The organism is Herbiconiux sp., assembly GCF_023264855.1.
Classification (GTDB): domain Bacteria; phylum Actinomycetota; class Actinomycetes; order Actinomycetales; family Microbacteriaceae; genus Herbiconiux.
This window is the reverse complement of record NZ_JAHFUW010000013.1, coordinates 79572-94563: the sequence shown is the minus strand read 5'-3', so window position 1 is coordinate 94563 and position 14992 is coordinate 79572. Positions and strand designations below refer to the sequence as shown.

At 70.6% G+C, this 14992-nt stretch carries 15 protein-coding genes; 12 read left to right on the top strand and 3 right to left on the bottom strand.

The window, feature by feature from the left end; translation table 11 throughout:
• The 10 genes from accB to Q0D75_RS07595 all read left to right on the top strand — a co-directional run.
• On the top strand, window positions 1-340 hold a 340-nt coding region (gene accB, locus Q0D75_RS07640), incomplete at its 5' end, for an acetyl-CoA carboxylase biotin carboxyl carrier protein (RefSeq protein ID WP_291051293.1).
• Window positions 333-1700, top strand: a complete 1368-nt coding sequence (gene accC / locus Q0D75_RS07635; RefSeq protein ID WP_291051290.1) for an acetyl-CoA carboxylase biotin carboxylase subunit — start codon at window positions 333-335, stop codon at window positions 1698-1700. The genes accB and accC, both read left to right, overlap by 8 nt.
• A 7-nt stretch (window positions 1701-1707) precedes the next feature.
• The gene (locus Q0D75_RS07630; protein WP_291051287.1) at window positions 1708-2487 is read left to right on the top strand and encodes a 3-oxoacid CoA-transferase subunit A; all 780 of its coding nucleotides are present in this window, start codon (window positions 1708-1710) and stop codon (window positions 2485-2487) included.
• A complete protein-coding gene (locus tag Q0D75_RS07625; RefSeq protein ID WP_291051284.1) occupies window positions 2484-3131 on the top strand; it encodes a 3-oxoacid CoA-transferase subunit B in 648 nt (215 codons plus the stop codon). Before Q0D75_RS07630 ends, Q0D75_RS07625 begins: the two co-directional genes overlap by 4 nt.
• A gap of 8 nt (window positions 3132-3139) precedes the next feature.
• Window positions 3140-4315 (top strand): thiolase family protein, encoded by a 1176-nt coding sequence (locus tag Q0D75_RS07620; RefSeq protein WP_291051282.1) that lies wholly within the window; start codon window positions 3140-3142, stop codon window positions 4313-4315.
• A 96-nt stretch (window positions 4316-4411) separates the two neighbouring features.
• A complete protein-coding gene (locus Q0D75_RS07615; RefSeq protein WP_291051280.1) occupies window positions 4412-4618 on the top strand; it encodes a type II toxin-antitoxin system HicA family toxin in 207 nt (68 codons plus the stop codon).
• Window positions 4619-4632: 14 nt separating this feature from the next.
• Window positions 4633-5010, top strand: coding sequence for an antitoxin HicB (locus Q0D75_RS07610; RefSeq protein WP_291051277.1), 378 nt, complete (start codon window positions 4633-4635; stop codon window positions 5008-5010).
• A 152-nt stretch (window positions 5011-5162) separates the two neighbouring features.
• The gene (locus Q0D75_RS07605) at window positions 5163-6341 is read left to right on the top strand and encodes an aminotransferase class I/II-fold pyridoxal phosphate-dependent enzyme (RefSeq protein WP_291051274.1); all 1179 of its coding nucleotides are present in this window, start codon (window positions 5163-5165) and stop codon (window positions 6339-6341) included.
• Window positions 6338-7696: an aminotransferase class I/II-fold pyridoxal phosphate-dependent enzyme gene (locus tag Q0D75_RS07600; RefSeq protein WP_291051271.1), complete on the top strand. Its 1359-nt coding sequence runs from the start codon at window positions 6338-6340 to the stop codon at window positions 7694-7696. The genes Q0D75_RS07605 and Q0D75_RS07600 overlap by 4 nt, the downstream gene beginning before the upstream one ends.
• Window positions 7697-7769: 73 nt before the next feature.
• Window positions 7770-8126 carry a carboxymuconolactone decarboxylase family protein gene (locus Q0D75_RS07595; RefSeq protein ID WP_291051270.1) on the top strand — a complete coding sequence of 119 codons (357 nt, stop codon included), beginning with the start codon at window positions 7770-7772 and terminating at the stop codon, window positions 8124-8126.
• A 113-nt stretch (window positions 8127-8239) separates the two neighbouring features.
• Here the strand turns inward: Q0D75_RS07595 and Q0D75_RS07590 are convergent, their stop codons facing one another.
• The 3 genes from Q0D75_RS07590 to Q0D75_RS07580 are packed head-to-tail and all read right to left on the bottom strand — an operon-like array spanning window position 8240 to window position 12227.
• The gene (locus Q0D75_RS07590; RefSeq protein WP_291051267.1) at window positions 8240-9568 is read right to left on the bottom strand and encodes a monooxygenase; all 1329 of its coding nucleotides are present in this window, start codon (window positions 9566-9568) and stop codon (window positions 8240-8242) included.
• On the bottom strand, window positions 9568-11067 hold the full coding sequence (locus Q0D75_RS07585; RefSeq protein WP_291051264.1) for an aminotransferase class I/II-fold pyridoxal phosphate-dependent enzyme: 1500 nt from the start codon (window positions 11065-11067) through the stop codon (window positions 9568-9570). The genes Q0D75_RS07590 and Q0D75_RS07585 overlap by 1 nt, the downstream gene beginning before the upstream one ends.
• Window positions 11064-12227 carry an LLM class flavin-dependent oxidoreductase gene (locus Q0D75_RS07580; protein WP_291051261.1) on the bottom strand — a complete coding sequence of 388 codons (1164 nt, stop codon included), beginning with the start codon at window positions 12225-12227 and terminating at the stop codon, window positions 11064-11066. The genes Q0D75_RS07585 and Q0D75_RS07580 overlap by 4 nt, the downstream gene beginning before the upstream one ends.
• A 268-nt stretch (window positions 12228-12495) precedes the next feature.
• On the opposite strand from Q0D75_RS07580, the gene Q0D75_RS07575 reads away from it, so the two are divergent.
• Both Q0D75_RS07575 and Q0D75_RS07570 read left to right on the top strand, forming a co-directional pair.
• Window positions 12496-13800 carry an LLM class flavin-dependent oxidoreductase gene (locus tag Q0D75_RS07575; protein ID WP_291051259.1) on the top strand — a complete coding sequence of 435 codons (1305 nt, stop codon included), beginning with the start codon at window positions 12496-12498 and terminating at the stop codon, window positions 13798-13800.
• Window positions 13800-14909 carry an LLM class flavin-dependent oxidoreductase gene (locus Q0D75_RS07570; RefSeq protein WP_291051256.1) on the top strand — a complete coding sequence of 370 codons (1110 nt, stop codon included), beginning with the start codon at window positions 13800-13802 and terminating at the stop codon, window positions 14907-14909. Before Q0D75_RS07575 ends, Q0D75_RS07570 begins: the two co-directional genes overlap by 1 nt.
• Window positions 14910-14992 lie beyond the last annotated feature (83 nt).

Here is a 14992-nt window from a genome sequence, read left to right as displayed (position 1 = left end):
GGCTCCTGCGCCGGCTGCGGCTGCACCCGCGCCTGCTCCCGCCGCGGCCCCGGCCCCCGCGGCCCCGCCCGCCGCATCCGGAGACCTCGCGGCCGACGAGGTCGCCGTCAAAGCGCCCATGGTCGGCACCTACTACTCCTCGCCCAAGCCCGGCGCCCCCGCGTTCATCTCGGTAGGCGACACCGTCACCAAGGGTTCGGTGCTCGCGATCGTCGAGGTGATGAAGCTGATGAGCAACATCGAGGCCGAGTTCGACGGCACGGTCACGCAGATCCTGGTCGAGAACGAGCAGGCGGTCGAGTACGGCCAGCCGCTGCTGGTGATCAAGCGCCATGGCTGAGCTGAAGAGCGTCCTCATCGCCAACCGGGGCGAGATCGCCCTGCGCATCATCCGGGCCTGCAAGGAGCTCGGCATCCGGAGCGTGCTGGTCTACTCCGAAGCGGATGCCGACTCGCTGCCGGTGAAACTCGCCGACAAAGCGGTGTGCATCGGACCCGCGAAGGTGAACGCGAGCTACCGCAACGCGCAGGCGGTCGTGGGTGCGGCGCTGGCCTACGGGGCCGACGCCATCCACCCCGGTTACGGCTTCCTCTCCGAGAACGCCGACTTCGCCGCCCTCTGCGAGCAAGAAGGGGTGGGCTTCGTCGGCCCGGCCGCCGACGTCATCCGACGGATGGGCGACAAGATCGAGGCGAAGAAGATCGCCCGCCGCGCCGGTGTGCCCACGGTCCCTGGTTCGGAGGGAGCCATCGCCGAGTACGCCGAGGCGCTCGCCGTGGCGAGCGACGTAGGCTACCCCCTGCTGATCAAGGCGGCGGCCGGCGGGGGCGGTCGCGGCATGCGCGTGGTGAACGCGGCCGAGACCCTCGAGAAAGACCTGCAGGAGATCATGTCCGAGGCCGAAGTGGCCTTCGGTGATCCGAGCGTCTACATCGAGCGCTACCTCACCGACATCCGGCACATCGAGATCCAGGTCATCTCCGACGGCACCACCGTGCTGCACCTGGGCGAGCGCGACTGCACCACGCAGCGCCGCAACCAGAAGCTGATCGAGGAGTCGCCCTCGCCGGTGCTGGATGCCGAGCTGCGCAAGGGCCTCGCCGAGGCCGCCGTCGCCCTCTGTCACGAGGTCGGCTACAAGAACGCCGGCACGGTCGAGTTCGTATTCGACAACATCGAGCGCACCTACTACTTCATCGAGATGAACACGCGTATCCAGGTGGAGCACCCGGTCTCGGAGATGGTCAGCGGCATCGACCTGATCAAGCTGCAGCTGCAGATCGCCGGCGGCATCCCGATCGGCATCACGCAAGACGACGTGCGCATCACCGGCCACGCGATCGAGTGCCGCATCAACGCCGAAGACCCCGACCGCGGCTTCGCACCCGGCCCCGGCACCATCAGCGAGTTCCGCGCACCCGGCGGCTTCGGCATCCGGATGGACACCCACATCGAGACGGGCTACACGATCCCGCCGTTCTACGACTCCATGATCGGCAAGCTGATCTGCTGGGGCCAGGACCGCGACGAGGCGATCGCGCGCACGATCCGGGCGCTCGACGAGATGGTGGTGGCGGGCATCGTCACCACGGGGCCGTTCCACAAGCGCATCCTCGAGACGGAGCGGTTCCGCAGCGGCGACTTCAACACCGCCTTCGTGGCCGAGTTCCTCGAGACCGGCGACGGGTCCGCGAGATGAGCACACCATGATCGACAAGACCGTGGCCTCGGTGCAGGATGCCGTGGCCGGGATCCCGGACGGCGCGACCGTGATGATCGGCGGCTTCGGCCGCGCCGGCCAGCCGGTCGAACTCATCGACGCACTCATCGAGCAGGGTGCCGGCGACCTCACGATCGTGAGCAACAACGCCGGCAACGGCGACGTCGGACTCGGGGCGTTGCTGGCCGCGCGCAAGGTGCGCAAGGTCATCTGCTCGTTTCCGCGCCAGGCCGACTCCTGGGTGTTCGACGGGCTCTACCGCGAGGGGGCGATCGAACTCGAGCTGGTGCCGCAGGGCAATCTGGCCGAGCGCATCCGGGCCGCCGGAGCGGGCATCGGAGGCTTCTTCACGCCGACGGGCGTGGGCACCCTCCTGGCCGAGGGCAAGGAGACGCGCGAGATCGACGGACGGGTCTACGCACTCGAGTACCCGATCAAGGCCGACTTCGCCCTCATCAGCGCGCGCACCGCCGACCGCTGGGGCAACCTGGTGTACCGGGCGACGGCGCGCAACTTCGGGCCGATCATGGCCGCGGCCGCCACCACCACGGTGGTGCAGGTCGACGAGGTCGTGCCGCTCGGTGGCATCGACCCCGAGGCGGTCGTCACGCCGGGCCTGTTCGTGAACCGGGTCGTCGCCGTGGGCGAGCGGCCGTGGCTGAGCGACGGCGAGTTCGTCGGCGGCGTCGACATCGACGGGCGGCCGTTGCCGCATCCGGATGCCGTCGCCAGCTCGGAAGACAGCAGAACGGAGGGCGCATCATGACCACCATCAGCCGGCAGGAGCTCGCGCGGCGGATCGCCGACGACATCCCCTCGGGCTCGTACGTGAACCTCGGCATCGGCGCCCCCACCCTCGTGGCGAACTACCTCACCGAAGACCGCGAGGTCATCCTGCACACCGAGAACGGGCTGCTCGGCATGGGGCCGGCGCCCGAACCCGGCAGGGTCGATCCGGATCTCATCAACGCCGGCAAGCAGGCCGTGACCGCGGTCACCGGGGCCGCCTACTTCCACCACGCCGACTCGTTCGGGATGATGCGCGGCGGGCACCTCGACATCTGCGTGCTCGGAGCCTTCCAGGTGGCGGGCAACGGCGACCTGGCGAACTGGTCGACGGGTGCCGAGGGATCGATCCCGGCCGTCGGCGGAGCGATGGACCTCGCCATCGGAGCGAAGGACCTCTACGTGATGACCGACCTGCTCACCAAACAGGGCGAGTCGAAGCTGGTGGCCGAGTGCACGTATCCGCTCACCGGGCTCGGCTGCGTGTCCCGGGTCTACACCGATCACGCCGTGTTCGACGTGACCGGCGACGGCTTCGCGGTGCGCGAGCTGTTCGGCGGCAATACGATCGAAGGACTGCGCGAACTGACCGGCCTGGAGCTGGTGGACGCCACGACGACGTGAGGACCGCAATGACCGACACCTATATCTACGATGCTGTGCGCACCCCGTTCGGCCGGGCCGCCGGGGCCCTGTCGGGCGTGCGGCCCGACGACCTGGCCGCGCTCGTGATGCGCACCGCGGTGGAGCGCACCGGCGTCGACCCGGCCCGGATCGCCGACGTGATCTTCGGCGACGCCAACCAGGCCGGCGAGGACAACCGCAACGTGGCCCGCTTCGGCGCGCTGCTGGCGGGGTTCCCGACATCCGTGACCGGCGTCACCGTCAACCGTCTGTGCGCGTCTTCGGTGGAGGCCGTCATCCAGGGGGCCCGGGCCATCGAATCCGGCGACGCCGAGATCGTGCTGGCCGGCGGGGTGGAGTCGATGAGCCGTGCGCCGTACGTGGTGGAGAAGTCAGCGAAGCCGTGGCCGGGCGTCGGCAACCAGACGATGTGGAACACCTCGATCGGCTGGCGGATGACCAACCGGGCGCTGCCGACGCCGTGGACGATCAGCAATGGTGAGTCGGCCGAGAAGATCGCGCGCGAGTGGGGCATCACCCGCGAGCAGCAGGACGCCTTCTCGGTGGCGTCGCACGAGAAGGCCGCGAAGGCCTGGGCCGATGGGGTCTACGACTCGGAGATCGTGCAGGTTCCGGGGCACGAGCTGGCGCGCGACGAGGGAATCCGCGACGGCACCACGGTCGAGAAACTCGCGGGCCTGAAGCCGCTGTTCGCCACCGACGGCACCGGAACGGTGACCGCGGGCAACGCCTCCTCCATCAACGACGGCGCCTCGGCCGTGCTGCTGGCCGGCGAGGGCGTGCTGCCCGGCGAGCCGCTCGCGCGGATCGCGGGCCGGGCGGCGCACGGCGTCGACCCCGACGTGTTCCCGATCGCGCCCATCGAGGCGGCGAACAAGGCCCTCGCGCGGGCCGGCAAGACCTGGGCGGATGTCGACTTCGTCGAGCTCAACGAGGCCTTCGCCTCGCAGAGTCTGGCGTGCCTGGCCGGCTGGCCCGACCTGGACCCGGCCCGCCTCAACATCCACGGCGGTGCGATCGCGATCGGCCACCCGCTCGGAGCGTCCGGCGGCCGCATCATCGGCCACGCCGCGCACGAGCTGAAGCGCCGCGGCGGCGGTGTCGCGGTGGCGGCCATCTGCATCGGCGTCGGCCAGGGCCTCGCGGTGGTGCTCGAGCGGTAGCGGGCGGGACACCACAGCCGCCCTCAGCCGGGGTACGTTTTCCACAAATATCAATCCACCCTTGGCTGGTCGATCAAGGGTGCCTAGGGTAGCCTGATGCCCAGGCCGCAGAAGTACCGAGACGTGATCAAGGTCATTCGATCCAACGGCTGGGTGTTTCTGCGGCAGGGTAAAGGCAGCCACGAGATCTGGGGCCTCCCCGACGAGTCCGTGATGCACTCGATCCCGCACCACGACGTGGGAGGTTTCGTGCTCGGCGACTTGATGAAGAAGCTCCGAACGGTGCCTCGCAATTGGAAATGAGAAGGGGAACCGCAATGGCCACGACCTACGAGGTCCATGTCGCCCGCGACGGTCGCTGGTGGTACTTCCGTGTGCCGGAGCTCGACACCAGTGGTCAGGCTCGCAGTCTGGAAGACGTTCCGTTCGAGGCGCGCGACATCATCGCCACCTGGTTGCGAATCGACGAGAGCGAGGTCGAGGTGGCCGTGCACGTCGACCTCCCCGCCGACATCGAGAGCCAGTTGGCCGAAGCCAATGAGAAAGAAGAGGTGGGTCGTGCAGCGGTGTCCGAAGCCGCACGTCTCAAGCGAGAGATCGTAGTGAAGCTCCGTGATCGGGGCTTCTCGCAGAAGGATACGAGCCGCGTTCTCGGCGTCAGCCCCCAGCGGGTGCATCAGCTCATCAATTCGTGAGTGGGCTGCGCGGGTGCCTCGCGGTGGCGCTCCAGCGGTAACGGCTCGTCGGTCTGGGCGACGCATCCTGTAACACTCTCGGTCGTCGGGGTCTCCCGCACCAGAATGGAGCGCGGGCGCGGCGTGGACCGCGCCATGACGGAACAAGGCAGATGCACCCATTCGACGAGATCACGGCGGCACAGCTGGATCTGCCCAGCAGCCGCAAGTGGAGTCTGCATCCGGGAACCGTCGGCGCCTGGGTGGCCGAGATGGACTTCGGCACCGCCCCGGCCGTGACCGAGGCACTTCAGCGGGCCGTCGCCGATGGCGTGCTCGGCTACCTGTCGCCGCCCACCGCGCACGACCTCGCCGAGGCGACGGCCGGGTGGATGACTGAGGAGTTCGGCTGGTCGATCGACCCCGCCACGGTGCATCCGGTGTCGGACGTGATGGCCGCGCTGGGCGTCGCCGTCACCGAGTTCTCGCCCGAGGGCTCCGCCGTGATCATCCCGACCCCGGCGTACATGCCCTTTCTGACCTACCCGCCGACGCTCGGCCGCGAGGTCGTCCAGGTGCCCGGGATCGTGGAGGGCGGGCGCTGGCGGCACGACCTCGACGCCATCGACGCCGCCTTCGCCGCGGGCGCCGGCACCCTGGTGCTGTGCAATCCGCAGAACCCCACCGGCACGGCACTCACCCGCGGCGAGCTCGAGGCGATCGCCGCGGTCGTCGAACGGCGGGGCGGGCGGGTGTTCGCCGACGAGATCCACGCGCCGCTGCGCTTCGACGCGCGCGAGCACATCCCCTACGCCTCGCTGTCGGATGCGACGGCCGCGCACACGATCACCGGCACCAGCGCGTCGAAGGCCTGGAACATCCCGGGCCTCAAGGCCGCGCAGCTGATCACCTCGAACGCGGCCGACCAGCGGCACTACCGCAGTTTCGGCTTCGCGGTGCAGCACGGCGCCTCGACGCTCGGTGTGGTTGCCTCCACGGCCGCCTACCGGCACGGCCGCGCGTGGCTCGCCGACGTGGTGCAGTACCTCGACGGCAACCGGCGACTGCTGGGGGAGCTGCTGGCCGATCGGCTGCCGCAGGTGGGCTACGAGGTGCCCGAGGCCACTTACCTCGCCTGGCTCGACGTGCGCGAGCTCGGCCAGGGTGCGGCCGGTTCTCCGGCGCAGTTCCTGCGCGAGCGCGCGGGTGTCACGCTGACCGACGGTGCGCTCTGCGGGGCCGGCTACGAGGGCTTCGTGCGGCTCGTGTTCGCGATGCCCCGCCCGATACTGGAGCAAGCGGTGTCCGCGATCGCGGATGCCGTCGCCACGATCCCCGGAAGGTCCCGATGAGCGATTACCCCGACCCGACCGATCCCGCGGAGACGGCCTCCGACGGCGCGGTGCCCGCTGCCGATGAGCCCGAGTACGACTGGGAGGGCTACGGCTTCGACACCCGCCAGATCCACGCGGGCGAGTACGCCGATCCGGTGGCCGGCGCCCGCATCCCGCCGATCGCGCTGACGGCCGGCTACCGCTTCGACTCCTGGCAGGACGGCCGCGACCGCTTCGCCGGCGACAGCGACGGCCTCATCTACTCCCGTCAGCGCACCCCCTCCGGTTCGGTGGCCGAGCGTCGCATCGCCTCGCTCGAGGGCGGCGTCGAGGCCATCGTCGTGTCGTCGGGGCAGGCCGCCATCACCGCGGCGCTGTTCGCGCTGGTGCGCTCGGGCGAGCGTTTCGTCTCGACCGCCTCGATCTACAGCGGCACCCGCATCCTGTTCGGCCGCAGCTTCGAGCGGATGGGCATCGGCGTCGACTACGTCTGGAACCCGCTCGACGACGACGAGTGGGAACAGCGGATCGGGCCCGACACGAAGGCGATCTTCACCGAGACCATCCCGAACCCCAAGAACGACATCGTCGACCTCGAGCACGTGGCCGCGGTGGCGGCCCGGCACGGCATCCCGCTCGTGGTCGACAACACCGTCGCGACGCCGTACCTGATCCGGCCGGGCGAGTACGGCGCGGCCGTGGTGGTGCACTCCTCGACGAAGTTCCTGTCGGGGCACGGCGCCGCGATCTCGGGCACCATCGTCGACACAGGTGCCTTCGACTGGGCGACCGCGAGCCGGGACTACCCGCTGATCACCGCCCCGCCGGCGCCCGGTGCGAAGTCGGCGCTGGAGCGGTTCGGTCGTGCCGCCTACGCGCGCGCGACCCGTGACGCCGTGGTGAACGATCTGGGGCCGGCGCTCTCGCCGCTGCACTCCTTCTTGCTGCACCAGGGCATCGAGACGCTCTCGTTGCGGATGGATCGGCACCTGTCGAACTCCGCGACGATCGCGGCCTGGCTGGAAGAGCATCCGGGAGTCGAGTCGGTCGACTTCGCCGGCTTGCCCTCGAGCCCGTATCGCCCGCTCGCCGAGAAACTGTACGGCGGGCTCTCCGGGTCGGTGTTCGCCGTCACCGTGCGCGGCGGCTCGGCGGGGGCTCAGCGCTTCACCGACCGCCTGCGGGTGATCAGCCGGATGACGAACATCGGCGACGTGCGCTCGATGGCGCTGCATCCGGCCACCACCACGCACCTCGGCTTCAGCGAGGAGCTGCGTGCGCGGCTCGGCATCACGCCGGGCCTCATCCGGCTCTCGATCGGCACCGAGAGCGTCGCCGACCTGATCGCCGACCTCGACCGCGCGCTCTCCTGAGCCGCGACCCCGTCCGCACGACCGAACCGCTTCCCTGCGGCACCCACGACCGCATCCTCTGAAAGGAACGCCCATGTCCGACTACTTCGACCGCACCGAGGACAAGAAGTACACCTCCGTCTACAAGAAGGAGACGCCTGACATCCTCGCGGCCTTCGCCGCGTTCGACAACGCGGTGTTCCAGCCCGAGGGGCGCGAGATCCCGTTGAAGTACCGCGAGTTGATCGCGCTCGCCGTGGGCATCACTACCCAGTGCGTGTACTGCATCGACGCGCACAGCCAGAACGCCGTGAAGGCGGGCGCCTCGGAGGCGGAGCTCGCCGAGGCCGCCTGGGTGGCCACCGCCATCCGCGCCGGCGGCGGCTACGCCCACGGCCGCCTCGCGTTCAAGCTCTCCGGCGCCCACGAGCAGGCCCCCCACCAGCACTGATCGTTCAAACATGCAGAAATACCGGGGAGCGACCCCGTATACGGCGTCGGTCCCCGGTATTTCTGCAGTTTCGAACCGAACCGGGTGGCGCACGGCAGCGACCACGACGGCGGTCAGGCGCTCTGGCCGCCGGCGGAGTCGGTGAGTTCGCCGTAGATCTTCGTGGGGTCGGTGCCGTGCACGAACCACTCGCCGAGGATACGCTCCTTGTAGACGCGCGGGTTGTGCGAGGCGAGCGTGCGGGCGTTGCGCCAGTGGCGGTCGATCGCCCGGTGCTTCGAGACCCCGGAGGAGCCGAGGGCGTCGAACACGATCGTCGTCGCGGTGAGCGCCGACTCGATGATCGCGACCTGGGCGCGGGTGGTCTCGACGGTGGCGAAGACCAGCGCCTCGTGCTCGGCGGTGCCCGAGCGGTCGCCTGTGAGGAGCGCCTCCGCCCGCGCCGCCGCCACGAGGTCGAGCGTGGCACTGGAGCGCTGCACAGCGGCCTCGGCACCGAAGGCGAGCGCCGAGACCCGGCCGATCACCTGGAGCAGCTGCGGATCCTCGGCCGCGACCTTCGCCAGCCCGTGGCTGTAGTTGCGTCCGCGGGCGGTCAGCGCCGCGATGCCGTCGCGCTGCGTGGCGCGTGTGATGCCGGCCAGGATCGCCAGCAGTGACGTCTGGTAGAACAGCGCCTGGTAGCTGAACCGCTCCGAAGCCGGGAACAGGTCGGCCGCATCCACGTGCGCGTCGGCGTAGTTCGCGCTGCCGCTCGCCGTGGTCTGCTGGCCGAAGCCGGACCAGTCGTCGACGAGTTCCACTCCCGGCTGGTGCCGGCGCACGAGCGCCGTGATGATGCGGCCCTCCTCGGTGCGCCCGATCACGTCGAGCCAGTCGGCGTAGAGGCTGCCCGTGGCGTAGAACTTGGCACCCGTGATGCGCCAGCCGTCACCATCCGGAGCCGGCGAGAGGATGGTCTTGAGGTTCGAGAACGAGCCGTTGTTCGCCTCGGTCCAGCCGCCGCCCACGAACTCGCCCGCCACGAGCCGGTCGATCCAGACGTCGTTCTTCGCGGACGGCTCGGCGTTCAGCCGGTCTTCGACGAAGGCCAAGTGGTTGCGCCAGACGTGCGAGACGTTCGGATCGGCCTCACCGAGGTCGGTGAGCAACTGGAAGGTCTGGCGCAGCGAGGCCCCGAAACCGCCGCGGGCGACCGGGATGCGCACCCGCCCGAGCCCGGCCTCGATCAGCCAGCGCACCTGCTCGTGCGGGAACACGCGGTGCTGCTCGCGCTCGAGGTTGCCGGCGGCGATCCGGTCGAACACCGGCTGGAAGTGCGCCGACAGCTCGGCGTCGGTCGCGGTGGCGGGCACCAGCAGGTCGGTGTGCGCGGGAGGCGCGGCGGCCGTTGCGGGAGCGGGCGCAGTGGCGGTGGCAGTGGCGGTGGCGGTTGCAGACATCAGTGGCCTCCAGAGGCGCTGGTTTCGAGCGAGTGGTGGGGCACGAGGCCGGCGTCGCGCACGGCGCGCAGCCCGTTGCCGAGATCGGTGATGAGGTCGTCGACGGTCTCGATGCCGACGGAGAGACGGATGAGGCCCGGCACGATCCCGAGCCGCTCCTTCTTCTCGGCATCGAAGGAGAGGTGCGTGGTGGTTCCGGGATGGATCGCCATCGAGCGCACGTCGCCGATGTTGGTCATCCGCGAGAACACCTGCAGCCGGTCGATGAACACCCGGGCTCCCTCGAGCCCGCCGGCGACGGTGAACGCGAACACCGATCCGGTGCGGCCGCCGTAGAGGCGCTCGGCGAGCGCGTGCTGTGGATGCCCGGGCAGCCCCGCGAAGTCGACCGACTCCACCTCGGGTTGCGCCGCCAGCCAAAGCGCGATCGTTCGCGCGTTGTCGAGGTGCCGTTCCAGGCGCAGCGACAGCGTCTCGATGCCCTGCTGCAGCAGGAATCCGTTGAACGGCGACAGCGCCGGCCCGAGGTCGTTCACCACGGTGAGCCGCAGGTACGCCTCGAAGGCGTGCTCGACGCCGAGCCGGTCGAGGAACGAGGGCACGCCCGGCACCTGCTCGTCGGTGAGCAGCGGATAGCGTCGCCCCGAGGCGCGCCAGTCGAAGGTGCCACCGTCGACGATCACGCCCGAGATGCCGGCCCCGTGCCCGCCCAGGAACTTCGTCGAGGAGTGCACGACGATGCTCGCCCCGAGTTCGAGCGGCCGGATCAGGTAAGGCGTGGCGACGGTGTTGTCGACGACGAGCGGGATGCCGTGCCGGGCGGCGATCCGCCCCACCCGTTCGATGTCGACGATGTCGTTCTTGGGGTTCGGGATCGTCTCGGTGAAGATCGCCTTCGTCTCGGGGCGGATCGCGGCCTCCCACTCGGCCTCGTCATCCGGATCCCACACGTAGCCGACCGTGATGCCCAGCCGCTTCAGCGCTCGGTTGAACAGCACCTGGGTTCCGCTGTAGATGCTCGCCGTCGACACGAAGTGGTCGCCCGACTCGAGCAGCGCGATCAGCGCCGAGCTGATGGCGGCGGTTCCCGAGCCCACGACGACCGCGCCCGTGCCGCCCTCGAGCGAGACGATCCGCCGCTCGGCCACGACGTTCGTGGGGTTGAGGTGCCGCGAATAGAGCTGGCCCTCGTCGGTACCGGCGAAGCGGCCGTGGGTCTGGTCGAACGAGTCGAAGCGGAAGGCGTTCGAGAGGTGGATGGGCGTGATCCGCGACCCGAAGCCGGGCTCCGGCAGCTCGCCGGCGTGCACCTGCCGGGTGTCGAACCCGAAGCCCTCCCAGTCGTAGTGCGGCTCGGCGACGGATGCCGGCTCGGCCGGGTGGCGTGGCTCGGCGACGGATGCCGGCTCGGCGGGGTGGTGTGGCGTGGCGATGGATGCCGGCTCGGCGGGGTGGTGTGGCGTGGCGACGGATGCCGGCTCCGGGCGGTCGCCGCTCATCGCGCCACCTGCGCGGAAGGAGCGGGGAAGGCGGCGCGGGCGCCGGCCAGAAGCGGAGCGGGCGCACCGAGTCCGAGTCGCTCGCGCAGCGTCAGGGTGGCCGACGTGGGGGAAGAAGGGGTGGGTGAGGCAGGGGTGGGGGAGGAAAGGGTGGGGGAGGTAGGAGGGGTCGAGGCATCCACGGTCAGCGCATCCGGTGCGGAAGCACCGCCTGGCGTGGCGAACTCCGGTAGCAGCACGCCGAGATCGCGCACAAGGAGGGTGATCGTGGATGCCGTGAGCCGGGCATCCGGAACCAGCAGCACGTGCCCGCGCAGGTCGAGCCCCCCGAGAGCCGCGGCCACCTCGTGCGCGGTGGCGTCGACGCCCACCGGCACGATCGCGAAAACCGGTACCCCAGGGGAGACGGCGAGAGCCGACTCCAGGATGCCCGCCGGAACCACCAGCAGGTCGGCCACCCCGACCGCGGCCTCCAGCTGCTCGGCCCCGTCGGCGAACCAGCCCACGACGGGCGCGCCCTGCGGCGTCGAGGGCACGTTGAGCGGTCCCGCGATCGAGAAGACGCTGTCGTGGTCGATGTGCACGATGCGGTCGGCCTCGGCGTAGATACCGGTGGCGCGGTCGCCCACGATGGTGTCGGAGGGCCAGCTCTGCCAGAGCTTCTGCAGGGCGAGCGTGGCGTCGCGGGTGGTGGCCGGCTCGAGCGGGGCACCCTGCGAGAGGCGGGCGCCGCTCCATGATTCGCGGCCCGCATCAGCGGCGGGTGCGAACCTGTCGCGCTCGCCGAGCAGCAGGCCGGTGCGTCCGGAGCTCAGGTGGTCGAGCGACGCGACGCGCCGACCCAGGTTGTAGGGATGGTCGCGGTGCGGCGCCGCCACCACCACGACGGCGGTGTTCGGGGCGTCGGTGGCGAACACCGTGGCGGCCACGCTGGAGTCGATGGTGGCGCCCAGGGGATCGGCGCCCGACGCAGCGGCGCTCGCAGCAGCTGCATCCACGGCTGCGCCATCCGCCGGCTCGATCGCGCGATCGACCCCGAGCGCGACGAACGCCAGGTCCAGCTCGTCGAACTCCGCCGCCGCCTCCGGCTGCTCGGCGAGCGCGACCAGGTGCGGCCCGCTCAGCCCAACGGCCAGCAGCCGTCTCGTCGTGTGCGTCATGGCGCATCCCTTCTGCTGCGATCGAAGCCCGGCCGTCTGGGGAGGCGACCGGATGCGACTGCTCGCGCGATCGATGCCGTCAGGCTAGAAAACGGCCCGGCACCGAGGCCCCGGTGGGGTCATCCGGCGACACATTCGCCGCGTTTCGCGCGCTCTGTTGAGCAATGTTGCGCCCCCGCGCACCGCCCCCGCCGAGCCGCCCGGCGATCCTCTACCGTCGCCTTGAAGTCATCCGATTCGGCACCGTGCCGAGCGAAGGGAGCCCCAGATGTCCGAACGCCGCGAGGGTCACGTCATCCTCGGAATCAACGTGCTGACGCTCGGCTACCTGCCCGCCGCCTGGCAGAGCGACCTGCTGCACACGCACGCGCCGACCGACCCCGACTACTGGCGGCGGATCGGCGAGCTGGCCGAGCGGGGCACGCTCGACGCCATCTTCCTGGCCGACGGACCCCTCCTCGGCAACCCCTCCTACGACGCCAACAACACGCGGCTCGACCCCACCATCATCTGGTCGCACGTGGCCCGGGCCACCAGCCGGGTCGGCCTCATCGCCACGGCCTCCACCACCTTCAACGACCCCTTCGAGCTGGCCGAGCGCCTGCTGAGCTTCGACGTGGCATCCGGCGGCCGGGCCGCCTGGAACCTCGTCACGTCCCGCGACACCGGATCGGCCAACAACTTCGGCCTCGACGAGGTGCTCGGCCGCGGCGACCGCTACGAGCGGGGCTCGGAGTTCGCCGACCTGGTGATCGCGCTCTGGGAGTCGGCGCGCACCGGCGTCGACGTGGTTCACCACGGCCGCCACTTCGATCTCGAGAGCCGCCTGCACGTGCCGCCCTCGAAGCAGGGTCGCCCGGTGATCTTCCAGGCCGGCGGATCGCCCCAGGGCCGCGCGCTGGCGGGCCGCGTGGGCGACGGTGTGTTCGCGGCCGAGCTCACCAAGGAGGGCGCGATCGAGCACTACCGGGAGGTGAAGCAGAACGCCGTCGGCTTCGGGCGCTCGGCGGATGCCGTGAAGATCCTCCCCGGCCTGCTGCTCACCCTGGGCAGCACCGAGGAGGAGGCGCGCCGCCGGGTCGACGAGATCCACGACCTCGGCCCCTCGGCCTACTCGGTGCTCTGGCTCTCGCAGGCGATCGGCTACGACGTGTCGACGCTCGAGCTCGACGAGCCCTTCCCCGCCGAGCTGCTCGACGCCCCGCTCGACCCCACGGCCTTCCGCGGCAGCATCGGCTTCCGCCAGTCGATCTTCGAGCGTATCCGCCAGAGCAAGCCGACCGTGCGCGAGTACCTGCGCGAGACGCGCTACACGGGCTCGGGCCACGGCGGCTTCGTCGGCACGCCCGAACAGCTCGCCGACAAGATCGAGGACTGGTTCCACGCCGGTGCCATCGACGGCTTCAACCTGCAGCCCGACCGGCTGATCGACCAGCTCGAGGTGATCGCCGACGAGCTCGTGCCCATCCTGCGTGCCCGCGGTCTCTACCGGCACGAGTACGAGACCGAGACCCTGCGCGGCCACCTGCAGGCCTCGTCCCGCACGCCCGAGTTCACCCCCGAGTTCGCCTGATGGGCCGCGCACCGCTGAAGCTCGGCTTCGCCTTCAACCTCGGCCTCCGTGACAAGACTCCGGATGCCACGGCTCGGCTCTACGACGACGTGCTCGCCACCATCCGCTACGCCGAGCAGGTCGGCCTCGACGGCGTGTGGGTGGGCCAGCACCACTTCGACATCACGCCCGGCCCGGTTCCCTCGCCGCTCGTGCTGCTCGCGGCGGTGGCGCGCGAGACCTCGCGGATCGCGCTCGGCACCGGCATCGTGACGCTGCCCCTCGAAGACCCGCTCCGACTGGCCGAGGATGCCGCCGTGCTCGACGTGCTCGCCCGCGGCCGCCTGCACCTCGGCCTCGGAACCGGCGGCGCGAACCTCGGCGCCTTCGAGGCCTGGGGGCTCGACGCCGCCGACCGGCACCGCCTCTACGACGAGAAGCTGGCCCGCCTGAACGCGGCTCTGACCGGTCAGGCCCTGACGGCGCCGGCCCTGACACCGAATGCCCGGGCGGCGCCGGCCCTGACGACGGATGCCGCGAGCCCGCGCCTGCAGCCGTATCTCCCGGGACTCCCGCGCCGCGTCTGGGAGGGCGTGACCTCCGAAGCCCGCGCCCGTGCCGCCGCGCGGGCCGATCACGGCATCCAGGTCGGGGCGTTCTTCGATCCGGCCGGCGCCGGTCAGCATCCGAAGGTCGCCGCCTACGTCGACGAGCTGGCGCGCGTGCATCCGCAGTCCGAGCCGCGGGTCGGCGCCTTCCGATTCCTCTACCTGGGGGCGAGCAAAGACGACGTCGTGCGCGAGGTCGAGCCGGCGCTCGCGCCCAAGCTGCCGTTCCTGGCCGAGCGCGGCGCGCAGAGCGGCAACACCACCCTGAAGGGGCTCTCGGTGCGCGACTACCTCGACAGCGTGGCCATCTACGGCTCGCCGGCAGACGTCGTGGACGGCATCGAGGCCGACCCGGTACTGCGCGACTTCGGCACGCACCTGGTGGCCAACGCCTCGTTCCACGACACCTTCGACGCCGACCACGCGCGACGGCAGATCGATGCCTTGGTGCGCGAGGTCGGCCCGGCGCTGGGCTGGCGAGCAAATGCGACGACCGAGACGGCGGCGCGAGCGCTCGCGTAGCCGTTTCACTCGCCGAGGGCCCACCCTGCCACCCGTGCCTGCCTCACCCGGGCCGACAGGGGGACCCAGGTCCATTGAGCGGG

Bases quoted from the DNA above. Each gene is read 5' to 3' on its own strand.
- accC (WP_291051290.1), top strand. From the start codon at position 333: ATGGCTGAGCTGAAGAGCGTCCTCATCGCCAACCGGGGCGAGATCGCC.
- Q0D75_RS07630 (WP_291051287.1), top strand. From the start codon at position 1,708: ATGATCGACAAGACCGTGGCCTCGGTGCAGGATGCCGTGGCCGGGATC.
- Q0D75_RS07625 (WP_291051284.1), top strand. From the start codon at position 2,484: ATGACCACCATCAGCCGGCAGGAGCTCGCGCGGCGGATCGCCGACGAC.
- Q0D75_RS07620 (WP_291051282.1), top strand. From the start codon at position 3,140: ATGACCGACACCTATATCTACGATGCTGTGCGCACCCCGTTCGGCCGG.
- Q0D75_RS07615 (WP_291051280.1), top strand. From the start codon at position 4,412: ATGCCCAGGCCGCAGAAGTACCGAGACGTGATCAAGGTCATTCGATCC.
- Q0D75_RS07610 (WP_291051277.1), top strand. From the start codon at position 4,633: ATGGCCACGACCTACGAGGTCCATGTCGCCCGCGACGGTCGCTGGTGG.
- Q0D75_RS07605 (WP_291051274.1), top strand. From the start codon at position 5,163: ATGCACCCATTCGACGAGATCACGGCGGCACAGCTGGATCTGCCCAGC.
- Q0D75_RS07600 (WP_291051271.1), top strand. From the start codon at position 6,338: ATGAGCGATTACCCCGACCCGACCGATCCCGCGGAGACGGCCTCCGAC.
- Q0D75_RS07595 (WP_291051270.1), top strand. From the start codon at position 7,770: ATGTCCGACTACTTCGACCGCACCGAGGACAAGAAGTACACCTCCGTC.
- Q0D75_RS07590 (WP_291051267.1), bottom strand. From the start codon at position 9,568: ATGTCTGCAACCGCCACCGCCACTGCCACCGCCACTGCGCCCGCTCCC.
- Q0D75_RS07585 (WP_291051264.1), bottom strand. From the start codon at position 11,067: ATGAGCGGCGACCGCCCGGAGCCGGCATCCGTCGCCACGCCACACCAC.
- Q0D75_RS07580 (WP_291051261.1), bottom strand. From the start codon at position 12,227: ATGACGCACACGACGAGACGGCTGCTGGCCGTTGGGCTGAGCGGGCCG.
- Q0D75_RS07575 (WP_291051259.1), top strand. From the start codon at position 12,496: ATGTCCGAACGCCGCGAGGGTCACGTCATCCTCGGAATCAACGTGCTG.
- Q0D75_RS07570 (WP_291051256.1), top strand. From the start codon at position 13,800: ATGGGCCGCGCACCGCTGAAGCTCGGCTTCGCCTTCAACCTCGGCCTC.